Genomic DNA, 12591 nt, shown 5'->3' on the forward strand with positions numbered 1-12591 from the left:
TCACATCGCGCTAGAATCAAACATAAATCTTGTTCGCCACTTTATCAATAGATACTTAGACATATTTCCTGAGTCGGGTCGCAAGGTTTAATTGCACCTCTTCATTCTCGTTGGCGGATATGGAATTCAATTTGATGCTCGGAATTAAACAGGGATAAGGAGACTTAGTCCTCCCTGAAGAATTAAATCATATTCCTTACCATCAATTGTAACCGGTCGCCCTATACCTGCTATACTAGTTCCTGCCACCACAATATAGGTTCCGGCTTCTACTTGCTCGTTAAGATTACTCTTTGAAACGAATATAAACCTCACTTTATCCTTGTACTGCTCATAGATTCCTTGTGAAAGAGACTTTAGAGGTACTCCATTAATTTTTTCATATGTATCCGCAGTTGATCTTATATCCTCTGTAATTACCACGACTTCACAAGCGGTATTGTCCATATCCATCAATTTATCTATTATTTCAATAGCCTTAATCTCATCCATCTTTAATAACGTTCCATAGTCATGAGTGGGCTCTTTCATCAAAGCAAGATGCTTTCTCTTATCTATTAAAAACCACTCAATATAGGGAAGATTAGCCATTACGGTTTCAGGCTGATTCCTGCTTGATCCCGAACCACTAAGCACGCTATCAACGTGCGCAGCCGGGGAATTGCATAACATATCCCATATTTTTTTCAACTCGCTGAATGGTCTAGTTTTGGATTTACCAGAAGAAGTAATAAGCTTTACTCTCTTTCCTATTCTGTCTACCTCAATGAGAGTAATATTAGCACCCGACTTAATACTTTCTAACTCTAAACCTACCATCTTCTCAATATCATTAATCACATCATCAAATGTCATTTTCGTCCTCCCTGTAACTCTGGCGGAAATTTAAGTACGCTTGTATCCTCGCCTGCTCCTTCTACTGCAGCCACATCTTCAAGCCATTGCCTTAAGAATGTTTCAGTTTTCGGATCTTCTCCTCCAGCTTTCCTGAAAGTAACCTTATGCTGTAAACTGATTCTCACCGGATTCCCAGGAGCGGGTCCTTCTTCAGAAAGACTGTCTTTCAGATCTATTCCTGCAGCGAATCTTCGTATATCAGAAACAAAATCAAGAACAATGACCTTTTCTTTATCTTTAGATAACCTCAGTCCCCTGCCTAACTGCTGAATAAATATTCTTCGACTATGTGTTACCCGCTGGAACACGATAATGTTTACATCGGGGACATCGACTCCCTCATTGAGGATATCAACCGCACATAACACATCAATTACCCCGTCTTGAAAATCGCATAGTATACGATTTCGTTCTGCCGGATCCATTGTGCGCCCTGTAGAAGTTTGAGAATATAGTGCCGATGCATTGCAAAAACCTAGTGAATTAATACGGTCTCTCATTGTAACAGCGTGGTCTATTGTGCCACAGAAAACTATAGCTCTCGGTTTGTGCTGTTCTTGCCATACCCTCTTTAGCTCAAATACAACAGCATCGTCCCATTCAGTTATAAATAATGTTCTATTAATCTGTCGTGGGGAAAAATTCTTTCCTTTCAAATCACCCAATGCTCCCCAGTTGATATTATCCGTATACATTCGGTAGTCGACATTTGATAAAAAGCCATTCCTCAATCCAGTAACAATGTCTACACGTACTAGAGGTTCTCCAAAATAATCAGTAAGATCTATATCATCTGGACGCCAAGGTGTTGCTGTTAATCCAAGAAGAAATGGACCCTTTTCAGAACCTGCCAGTGTATCATCTAAAATGGCTTTGTACATCTGCCCGCCCACATGATGACATTCATCTATGATAATTAGATCAAAGTGTGGGAGTTCTTTCCCCCGTTGAATGTAATCGGCAATTGTATTCAAACATGCGAATACCGCACTACTTTTTTCCAAACGTTCTTGGCTTAGTTGCTCATAACCATTCCATACCGTGGTTTCCTGGTGCTTAGATAAAAATGGCCAAAAAGCTTTCTCTATCTGATAAACAAGTTCATTTGTATGTGCTATTACAAGGATCCTTGTTGGAGATACAGCATTAATACGTTTAACCGTCTCACATGCCACGAAGGTTTTTCCCAGCCCAGTAGCCATAACAACAAGAGCTTTATTTTTTCCTTCATTATATGCCTGTATTGTGGAACGAATAGCCTGCTCCTGATATTCTCGCGGATTTCTGTCCACTACGCACATCTCTGGAAGTCTTTCAGCCTTGATAATAAGATCCTTTGTTTCCCATAACTGAAGCGGGACTCCTCTACTCAAGAGAGCTATCTGATGCTCTTTCAACTTATCATCAAATCCACTTAATGCCACAATTACAGGCACTTGTGCCCTATAGATCCTGAGAGCCTCCAATGTCTGATCAGCAACATCTAGTCCAACCTTATTTTTCCAGTGTTTCATTTGAAACAACCACCGCTTACCGAACCTCTGAGCAAGAACATCAGCCCCACGATCACCAGATTGGCCCACAAGTCTTATACCTTCAAAACCTTCATGTGCTAATAATCGTGAAACTACCCTTTCAAATGCCTGCCAAGAGCTAAACCTCAGATTTTCTTCACTGATAAAAGAGCTCATTTTATCACCTTTTGCTGAAGGAAGTCTAAAGACAACCTTGTTTTTTGGGCAATAGCAGTCTCCGTGGAACGGTATTTTACAAAATTAACAATATCATTTAAACAGTTAAGGTAAATGTTCCGTATTCTTCCTTGTGCCTGTTGCAGAATAGTTCCCGTTATTTCTATCGAATCGGAATATGAGGTATCCCATACTCCGCCGTCAAAGAATACGTGCGGATATTTTTTAAATATGTCAGTTATGCACTCCTCATCAATATATAATAGAAAATCACCACTATCTTTCATATTACCAAGTTGACTGATATCCACACTTTGATTAAGCATGTTATTAACAAGGGTTCTTTTTTGTTCCTCTGGCATTTCATTGAAAATATCCAAAGTCAGTTCTTGGAGCAACTCCGGTAGTCTTTCTTTCATTTGCGCAAAAAAAACATTAACATCTTCTCTAATTTTTTCTGGGCTGTCTTCAAGTTCCTCAGCCCATCTGGTATTTAATATCTGCCACTCAATATTAGACAAAGTATGTTGTCCGTGATACTGTTTACCGGATAACCTTCTGTTCATATCATAAATGAAAAGAGCAACTTCAGCCGCTATCATTTGTTCAGGTCGGATTCTGAAAGATTTGAAAACTTTATGTGCCTTATCTAAATAAATTTCGATATCTTCCCCTTTAAATGCAATTAGGGGTACTCCGACTTTTTGTAGATTTGCTTTTATTGGATTATGCGTTATATAAACATTTACATCTACAGGAGAACTGTAAGTGCCATCAGCCAACATAATAGAACATCCCGGACAAGACAATTCATCCGACTTGTTCGCATTTTTAAATAAAAACTCTTGTGACGTTGTATTTTCTTTTCCCTTTTCTTCATTGCATGATGTGCAGTTCTTTTCAGTTGCTCTGTTTTTAATACCACAAACCAAACATACCCAAGGCTCTTCTATTCTAGGAACCTGAGATAGGCCACATTCCGGGCACATTTCTGCAGATTTTGGTATTTCACATTTGCAGTCTGGATTAATGCATGGCTTACCAATTAAAACGAAACCACATACTGTACAAATATCATGTTCTTTTAAATTTTGGGCATTACACGTAGGACATTCAACAAGTTCCTCTAAGGGTTGTGAATCTGCTTGCTCGACCAGTTTCCACCATTCTGAATCATCATAGTAACCCGGAAGTTTATCGAGAAACTTCTGATAATATTCCTTCTCAATATCCCTGGAAATCCTTTTCGGTCCATTTTCCTCCTTATCCCAATAACCCATATATAAATCAGATCTACCGGGTCTCCTCACTCTACGGAAACCTTGGAACAGTTTAAAAATAAAACTCCCATTTCTATCTGCACCTGGCTTGCTAGGCTGTAAAGAACTTTCGCCCCTTAAGTAAGTAATTGCCCGCTGCCATTCAGGACTGCTTCTCTGAAAGTCCTGCTTCAGGAAATCGACAGGGACGTGATTTAGGTGCACTTCCCCTACGATTCTTCCATACTGACCGTCGATCGGGTAATCCTTAATTATTTTTTTGAATTCATCTACAAATTCAAAAAAGGCTGTTTTCTCAGCAATTCGAATAGCTCTACCGTTCCGAATCAAATCTATTCCATATTCAGTGCTATCATCAAATCTCTGGATACCAACCCACCCTTTGATACGTTCCTCAACACTTCGGATACTTGAGGCTTTACAAGCAGGACACTCAATATGATCAGTCGGCACAAGAGCCGTACAGTTACCGCATCGTCGTTGCACACCAATAACGTGATCAAATTCGTATTTTGCCTGAATCTGCCCGTTACCTTTACGCTCAACATACCTTGAAGAATCCCATACGCAATGTTCATACACGGTGCAAGGTTCTCCATTAACTACGATCCTTATCTCCCTTTTCGATAGAACCGAGGCATACCTTCGTCCTAATTCCGCTCTGACTCTTGGAAGTCCATATTGCACTAATCGTTTCACAAATTGACTATTCGCATTTCCTTCAGGCCACCATTGTTCTATTTCAATCACTGTTCCATGCGGCAACTCTTTGGGCTTGTCCACAATGAACACCGGTAGTTCGTAATCCTTTGTCTCATTTATATAATCTAAATCTATTTCTACGTTAATGGCTTTATCTTCGTTATTGCGCGCTGTTAACAGCTTGGTAGTTCTACCAAGCTTTCCAGTAGATATATTAAATCCCATTCCAAATAAACCTAAACTATCGTATGGATTATTACCAGAAAACCCTGCTCTTATAGACTTTTCAGCCATATCTCTCGACATTCCAGGTCCGTTATCTCGGATCCTGATTTTTCCAATATTTTTATTAAGATCAGCCATTCGTGGCAAATCTATTGAAATTAGAGGGTTTTCAATATTAATACCTGTAAGTTTCGCAGCCTGAAAAGAATCAATAGCATTATCAACAAGTTCACAAAGTGCATCCAATGGTAACATTGGTGTATGTGTCAAGGCGATTAGAACCTTAGGATCTGGAGTGAAATCAAAAAAATATTCTGAATGAGTCATTTAGGGTCCTCCTCTATCATTCTCCTAATTGCAAGTGCCATAACATGAGCTAATTTAACAGGCACACCGTTACCTATTGTTTTAAACTTATGTGTCAAAGGCATGTCTGATGGGAGCACATAGGTATCGGGAACACTTTGAATCCTTAATGCCTCACGGACAGTTAGCCTTCTTGGCTGTGTGGGATGCAGATGTACTTCATTGTTTCCGTAAGCAGCGGTAGGACTATATCGCCAACGATGTAGTCGCTTAAAACTTTTTCGTGACACATCCCCTTCATATATAACATGATACTTATCACTTATGGGCCTCAAACCTTCTAAACCATTTGGTAAGGAAGAAATCTCCTCTAGATCACAAATAATCGAGCCAACCATTAATTCCTCTGGAATATCATAGGGCTTTTCCAATTCCATGCCAAAGGGGGACTCAGTAGGCCAGATAAATTTTTGTTTTGCTCCTGAATACCTTAGATCTACAGGCCAATGGAACCAACAATAGTCTTTTGGAATATTCCTTACACCAAGCTTTTTTTTTAACCATTTCTTATTTAAACCCACCATAAATACTCTCTCTCTGTCCTGGGGCACTCCAAAATCCAAAGAATTCAGAACGCGGGCATCCGTTACATAATATTCTGCAAACTTCATCCTTAGACTGTCAAAGAACTCCCGATGCCTTGCAGTTTTAAAAAGTCCCTTAACATTCTCAAAGACAAAAAAGGTTGGCTGGAGATCTAGTATCTTATCTACGTATATCTTTGATAGTGTCCCATGCTCTCCTGTACGTCCCCTATTCTTTCCTCCTACTGAAAAGTCCGGGCATGGTGGCCCACCAATTATTCCAAATGTATCTGGAATCTGAATATTATTAAAAGCTTCTTTGGCTATCTGATTAGGTCCAATCCCTATTATTGATGAGGTATTTGTAATTCTATGCTGTTTTCCAGTCATTGAACTGATTCCACATTCGAATCCTTTAACAAAGTTCGGATTAAATTCATTAGACCAAACCGTTTGAAATCCCGCCTGCATAAAGCCGATATCCATGAACCCCGCTCCCGTAAAAAAGGATAGGATTGGTATTTTAGGAATGGTATATTTATTAAATTCTGGAGATGAAATACGCATACTATCTCCCTTCTATATTTCCGGTTATTGTAATTTTCGACATTTTGAGCTGATATCCCTTCATCAATAATTTATAAATATATAACAAAGGGGATATTGACCATATCATATAATTCATGGTTTGATTATTTGAGAACGTATGTTCTTTGTGTTTTTTTATATATGGTTCAAATTGTTGTTTGATGGATTATCTAAGATGGTTCATAATAGTTATAGATTGAAAGGCAGGTTAATGGAAGATGACATATAGTATTGTTTCACTTTTCTCTGGAGCGGGTTTTCTAGATTTTGGTTTTAGTGAGAATGGATTTGACATTATCCGCGGCTATGAATTGATCAAGGAGTTTGCTGATGCAAACAACTATAACCACCAGCTCAGATATGGACATACTGATACATTTATCTCACATGGGGATATAACATTAGTAGAGCCTAAAGATATTCCAAAGGCTCGCGGTGTCATTGGTGGACCACCCTGTCAGGACTTTTCCATAGGAAATGCAAATAGCCCTGGTGTTGATGGGGATAGGGGGAAACTAGTTTGGGACTTTCTAGATAAAATTAGTTATCTAAATCCTGACTTCTTTCTCTTCGAAAATGTGGAGGCTCTGTACAGGACGAAGAAGCACCGTCAGGAAGCTCTAGAACCAATGATTAAGAAATTTGGTGAGATGGGTTACACGGTATACTTCAAGGTTCTAAATACCTTGGAATATGGTATACCCCAGGATCGTTCCCGCGTCTTTATTGTAGGAATAAAAAATCAAATTGTACTTTCTCTCAACTCAGTCGGCTTGCCTGGTTTCGAATGGCCTGAACCTAGCCTTCTAAAGCCTAAGACTACATACAACTGGCCGGATGTGATGGATTTTGGAGCAGTAATTGATGAAGAAGAATACAGAGGCGCTTCCGCTGTCCCTTATGAATTAACCATACATTCTGTAATTGGAAATACCGAGGAATTGTCAGGGCTACCGAATCATGTAGCATTCCGACCCTACTCGAATCGTTTTTTGACAGTCCCCGAGGGGGACGTGAAGCGGAAATCATTTAAGAGGTTACACCGTTTCCGGTATAGTCCTACTGTTGCATACGGAAATAACGAAGTTCATTTGCATCCAACGCTTCCAAGACGGTTGACAGTTCGGGAGGCATTACGACTTCAATCAGTTCCTGACTGGTACCAATTTAGAGAAAATACCCCATTAGGAAAAATGTTTAAAATGGTTAGTAATGGCGTTGCATTCCGACTGGCTGAACTTTTGGCAATACAAATTAAGAAAGTATTAGATGAATATAATGAAATTGAAATGAGCAAAAACAGTTCCACTTCTATAGTTATATCTTGAGAGAAGTCCCTGTAGGGATTTCTCTCTTTTATTAGGACTAAAGTTTAAATTCAATATCAGATGTTGTATTAGAACTAGAGCGTTTTACATAACATATTTTGCTGTTTAAGTGATGAAGAAGATGTCCGTTTTCTCGGCCTCGAAATACCTAACTCCTTCACGAAGGTAGGCCCTGTGTCTCATTCCAGTAGCCAAATGTCACTAAAATCTGATCCATACTGTAGATACAGTAGATATCAAGTGGACAAGTGAATGGGAACTCATCATTTTTATCCACAAAATAGAGATGGCCCTCGTTATATTTTAGAGTATCCACAGAATCGGCCAATCAAGATGAAACCTTCCTATTCTTTCACTGTGGATACTTACTACAACTCCAGAAAGCATCCCCACTCTTATTCTTCCTCTTCACCATCGGTGCCCCGTACTTACACATGACAGATGCGCCTGAGTCAGTCTTGGACTTTGCGCCACTGCTACCTTAGCATGCTACGTAGAAACTAGCTCTACCTTTTCGTCCATAGGCTGCCATTCCCCCCACTCCATTAGCTTCTGTTCAAAAATTCCGCCGCGCCAATAATCCACTATAAACTGCTCGGCTTCCTGCTTCGCTTTCGGAGTCAGATCTGATGTCGTAACTATCAAGCTAAGAATACAATCATAATCATATTTAGCTTCAACCAATTCACGAACTGTTTGCCACCCACATTATTATGATCCCCATAACATTTGGCTTGAACTGCCGTCTTCTCTCCCTGCTGATCCGTAATAACCAGATCAACACCACTATATTTGCCCCCAACACCAACCTCTTTGACAACATATCCTTGGTCCCGAAAATATAACGAGAGCAGACGCTCAAATTTCTTTATTTCACAGGTATATCCAGTATTGTAGGTATCACAATTCTCGCCTGTTCCTGGTTTGTTCTTCAGGATCTAAGCACGTATCCTCGCGACGTACTAAAGACTTTCATTCCTAATTCGATGTGTGTCCAAGTGCATAAAAAATCACCGATGCACTAAGCATCAGTGATTTATGTGAGACATTTTGAATAGTTTATGTTTTTCCAATAGATCTTTTAGATCTTAGTATACTATTTGCTTTATAAATCTAGAGAAGTTGACACATACATGAGAATCAAAAGTATATTATATTTATTATGCCTATTTGCTCCTAATGCTCAAGTCATCCGGAAACACAGTACCCCAATGCGTTTGTCCTAAAAACCCATTTCCATCAAAGGCTATTTTTATACGGTCTCCAAATATTTTGCAATATCTTTTTCCTAATTGAGTCTTATCAGAGTCCACTCCTATAATAATGACTTCCTCTAAGATATTTTTCCGGCTAATAGCACTTTTGATCAGGTTGATAATCGGATAGTCCGATAATGCCATAGAATAACCAATAAAAATAAGTCTTTTCGCCTGTGATACAGAATCTGCCGCAGCTAACCAAACATTATTTAACCGTTGTATATTATAAGATTTTAACAGAGTCGGAGTAATAATAACTGGCTCGGAATAGGTGTTTCCACAAATAGTACAAGTATAATAGTTGCTATATAAAAGATGAGCAACCGGCGTATTATGAACATGTATTTTCTGACAAAACGGGCACAATGACCAATTTAAAGATCCATGAAGTTTTAGTAAATTAAAACGAGGAGTAGTTGTTAATATAGAATCAAATCCATAATTAATTTTTTGTTTTTGGCTTTTTTTATAAGCGTTATTTATTGCATCATCTAACAAAGTATCATAATTCAGCGAAATGATATTAACTTCTTTTCTTTTTATAAACAACTCATTAATAAACCTTTTATGCTTCTCATTTGAAGTTATAGATTCTACAATTGTTCTAGATATTAAATTAACTAACCCTCGTTTTATCTGGTTTAGTTTTGTAGTAGTGTGAAATGAGCTTAGACTATAATTATTGGAAATTGCATAGTCCACTATTGTAACAATTTCATCAATTGTTGGATAGTCATTTATTGCTGCACTACTGCTGCTTGGATTTTTACCAAAATAATCACTTAAAAACTTCCATGTACTTATTATTGGTTCGGATGTATCGTTAGCTAACTTTTCAAAAGATCTACCAATAAAGTTAGATATTAAAGGAGCCCCCTCTGGAAATGAAGCTCCAGCACCAAATATATAAACAGTAGACATTATTCACCTCTAAAAGATATAACATCATTGAGTTTCTCTATCATTAATATTTTAGCATTATCAAAACATTCATTATTAAATACAGCAAATATAGTATAGAGCACTTGTTTTGAGAAGTTGGGATTACAAGAAATATACGTCATATACCTTGAAATAAGCGGGTTATTTAAATCCAATGTAATTTCCCTATTATAATGGTTTATATCACATATTTGGTTATACTTCCCACCTGTAATAAATAATACTTTCCATCTAACAGTCTTAATGAAAAGGTCTATTTCCTTGGCAGTTCTATTATTTCTAATAACAGTTACGTCTGTTTGGGAGTTGGCGGCATCATTCTTTGTTTCATTTAAATTAGAAGACGAAATGTCAGTAGTATCGATTTCTCCTGAATTAGTAACCTTTTCCTTGTCAGTAGATACTACTGTCACACTATCTTGTTGGGGACTACTCTTTGTATCCCTTTTTCCAGAATTCGACTTATTGGCTGAAGCTTTTGTTTCATATGACTGTCCACCTTGTATGTTCGACTTAATTTCTTTATCCTGTTTTTTCTTAAGCTTCGTCCATTCCTTGGTTTTCTTATCGATTTTTGCCCTAATACTATTTTCTCTTAGCCATTTCTCAAATACCTCCACAAATTCTAGATATTCAAATGAATCTTTTATAATCTCAGTTTTTGTAATATTTGATCTAAAACCTTGTAAAAAAATTTCTCCAACTAGCAAGCGCATCTCTGGGTGAGCCCCTAAACCAATCCAAATATTATAATCCAATAATCTACCATTCAGGTATAAGTGAAACCCATTTTCTGTATCTGAGGTAGTAGATTTAATTAATGACTTTGATACGCCTACCCACCCACTTACATCACAGATTTCTTCGTTTAAACCTGGGATAGTGAAATTAAATGCTTCCTTCCAATATGTATCAAATTTATATGGTACTATTTCATTGTTATTTACTTTAAGAGTTAATTTCCCTTCAATTAAGAACTGCGAAAATGTTTTAGAAAAGTGTGAATTAATATTTTTAATATCATCTTCTCTTCGAGGTCGTTTTAAATTTGAAACCGTGATAACAGTTCCTTCTTTAAACGTCTTAGCCTTTTCATTGACCTCAATTTTCCATACACCAGAGAAATTATACAAAGACATCTCATATAAGTTCTTAAATGGATTTTGTAATTTTAGGTATAATGAATGTTTCATCTCCGCCGTAGCTGTTTCAATTTCAACACAATCTCCTAAAAAGGCAGAAGCGGTTTTCAGGCCAAACCCATACCCTCCAACTGAGCCTATTTTCCTCTTACTATCAGCAGGCGCTAGAGCATTCTTTAAATCATTTAAATTCATTCCACTTGAGGTATCTCTAACCTCAATAGCATCTTCTAAAAGGGTAACATCAATTGTCGTTGAATCGAGTCTAGCATCATATGAATTATCTACAAATTCAGCAATCGCTCTACTTATTGTAATATTTTGGTTCCCCATAGTCCAGAACAAACGTTCTGAGGCAGCAATTTCAATAACGTAGTTATTCATTTTACTGACACTCCTTTTTTTCATTTAAATTCACCATTGCTTTAATAATTTGTAAAGCAACTTCTCTCGCCATAAGGGGTGGAACAGCATTTCCAACTAATCTAAATCCATGCCACTTTGTGGGATGAAAATACATCCAATCAGGGAAACTCATTAGTCTGGCCGCTTCTCTAACTGTAATAACCCTAGGTTGCTCATAGTGAATTGACCGTAGGGCTGTATATGATCCTTTGTCACTTTTTGTCCCTGCACGAATTGTTGGAGATAGCCCGTCAGCATTTAGCTTTTTTCTACGACTGCGGTGCACCTCACCTTGTATAAGATTTGTGAATTCTTCTCGAATTCGTTGCTCATGCATTGTTCGCTTATAATTGGTAATGATATTAGAATCCCAATCCGGGCGTATAGTAGATTTATCATTAGGGTCTTTAACTAATCCTTTCATTATCTGTGCATAATTCGAAGTATATAAAACTCCTTCATTCCGATATCTTACGCAATCTCCTTCTATAAGCTCTTCATATAAATCTGGATTAGGAAGATCACCTATAGCATCTGAAACTGTTGGACAAAAATTCATATTATCCATTCGCTCCAATGAAGAGTGATTAACAAAATTAGGATTGTAAATAAATCTGTTATCCTTTGGACGAATATGAGTAGGTTGTGGATACATTAACTCACACTCGATGTCTTTCCTTGTCCCTAGAATAAATACTCTCTCTCTATTTTGAGGAACACCAAAATCGGCTGCGTTTAAAACTTTAATAGGCGTTATTATTGAATATAACTCTGAAACACTTTTGAGAAACTGATTCAAAGTTTCGCCTGCTTTATATGAGATAAGCCCTTTAACATTTTCCATTACAAAAAATTTAGGTTTAATATCCATAACTATTCTCGAAAACTCATTTAACAATTCATTCCTTATATCATCACTTGCTCTTCTTCCTGCCATTGAAAACCCTTGACACGGAGGACCACCAAAAACAACCTCAATCTCATTATCGAGCCCCACTGTCTTCTGTATCTTTTCTTTATTAACTAAAGAAATATCCTCTTTAATAACTTCACAATTTGGAAAATTAATCTTATGAGCTTCGCAAGCATGATTATCAATTTCTACAGCAGCCTTCACTGTAAATCCTGCCATTTCAAACCCTAATGTTAAGCCTCCGGCTCCTGAAAACAAATCAATTGCAACTGGTTTTTTATGCATAAAATCCTCCTGAAAATGTTATATGAATTAATTATTAGCCTAGA

At 37.6% G+C, this 12591-nt stretch carries 8 protein-coding genes and 1 pseudogene; 1 reads left to right on the forward strand and 8 read right to left on the reverse strand.

All coding sequences use genetic code 11. The annotated features are described in order from the left end of the window. Positions 1-144 precede the first annotated feature (144 nt). The 4 genes from EJP82_RS19430 to EJP82_RS19445 are packed head-to-tail and all read right to left on the reverse strand — an operon-like array spanning position 145 to position 6252. The gene (locus tag EJP82_RS19430; protein WP_127193738.1) at positions 145-855 is read right to left on the reverse strand and encodes a hypothetical protein; all 711 of its coding nucleotides are present in this window, start codon (positions 853-855) and stop codon (positions 145-147) included. Next, positions 852-2588, reverse strand: coding sequence for a DEAD/DEAH box helicase family protein (locus EJP82_RS19435; RefSeq protein WP_127193739.1), 1737 nt, complete (start codon positions 2586-2588; stop codon positions 852-854). The genes EJP82_RS19430 and EJP82_RS19435 overlap by 4 nt, the downstream gene beginning before the upstream one ends. After that, positions 2585-5122 (reverse strand): ATP-binding protein, encoded by a 2538-nt coding sequence (locus EJP82_RS19440; protein ID WP_127193740.1) that lies wholly within the window; start codon positions 5120-5122, stop codon positions 2585-2587. Before EJP82_RS19440 ends, EJP82_RS19435 begins: the two co-directional genes overlap by 4 nt. Further along, positions 5119-6252 (reverse strand): DNA cytosine methyltransferase, encoded by a 1134-nt coding sequence (locus tag EJP82_RS19445; RefSeq protein ID WP_246054296.1) that lies wholly within the window; start codon positions 6250-6252, stop codon positions 5119-5121. Before EJP82_RS19445 ends, EJP82_RS19440 begins: the two co-directional genes overlap by 4 nt. Before the next feature lie 239 nt (positions 6253-6491). Between EJP82_RS19445 and EJP82_RS19450 the strand changes: the two genes are divergently transcribed. Beyond that, a complete protein-coding gene (locus tag EJP82_RS19450) occupies positions 6492-7601 on the forward strand; it encodes a DNA cytosine methyltransferase (protein WP_127193741.1) in 1110 nt (369 codons plus the stop codon). Between the two features lie 489 nt (positions 7602-8090). Here the strand turns inward: EJP82_RS19450 and EJP82_RS28905 are convergent. From EJP82_RS28905 to EJP82_RS19475, 4 genes and pseudogenes are all read right to left on the reverse strand, one after another. Then, positions 8091-8539, reverse strand: a pseudogene (locus tag EJP82_RS28905) (restriction endonuclease). A gap of 228 nt (positions 8540-8767) precedes the next feature. After that, positions 8768-9781: an SIR2 family protein gene (locus EJP82_RS19465; protein ID WP_127193743.1), complete on the reverse strand. Its 1014-nt coding sequence runs from the start codon at positions 9779-9781 to the stop codon at positions 8768-8770. Further along, positions 9781-11328 (reverse strand): ATP-binding protein, encoded by a 1548-nt coding sequence (locus EJP82_RS19470; protein ID WP_170220239.1) that lies wholly within the window; start codon positions 11326-11328, stop codon positions 9781-9783. Before EJP82_RS19470 ends, EJP82_RS19465 begins: the two co-directional genes overlap by 1 nt. Before the next feature lies 1 nt (position 11329). Then, positions 11330-12547 (reverse strand): DNA cytosine methyltransferase, encoded by a 1218-nt coding sequence (locus EJP82_RS19475; protein WP_127193745.1) that lies wholly within the window; start codon positions 12545-12547, stop codon positions 11330-11332. Positions 12548-12591 lie beyond the last annotated feature (44 nt).

It is taken from the genome of Paenibacillus anaericanus (assembly GCF_003994475.1).
Classification (GTDB): domain Bacteria; phylum Bacillota; class Bacilli; order Paenibacillales; family Paenibacillaceae; genus Fontibacillus; species Fontibacillus anaericanus.

Coding starts and splice junctions, on each gene's coding strand:
- EJP82_RS19430 (WP_127193738.1), bottom strand. CDS start 855: ATGACATTTGATGATGTGATTAATGATATTGAGAAGATGGTAGGTTTA.
- EJP82_RS19435 (WP_127193739.1), bottom strand. CDS start 2,588: ATGAGCTCTTTTATCAGTGAAGAAAATCTGAGGTTTAGCTCTTGGCAG.
- EJP82_RS19440 (WP_127193740.1), bottom strand. CDS start 5,122: ATGACTCATTCAGAATATTTTTTTGATTTCACTCCAGATCCTAAGGTT.
- EJP82_RS19445 (WP_246054296.1), bottom strand. CDS start 6,252: ATGCGTATTTCATCTCCAGAATTTAATAAATATACCATTCCTAAAATA.
- EJP82_RS19450 (WP_127193741.1), top strand. CDS start 6,492: ATGACATATAGTATTGTTTCACTTTTCTCTGGAGCGGGTTTTCTAGAT.
- EJP82_RS19465 (WP_127193743.1), bottom strand. CDS start 9,781: ATGTCTACTGTTTATATATTTGGTGCTGGAGCTTCATTTCCAGAGGGG.
- EJP82_RS19470 (WP_170220239.1), bottom strand. CDS start 11,328: ATGAATAACTACGTTATTGAAATTGCTGCCTCAGAACGTTTGTTCTGG.
- EJP82_RS19475 (WP_127193745.1), bottom strand. CDS start 12,547: ATGCATAAAAAACCAGTTGCAATTGATTTGTTTTCAGGAGCCGGAGGC.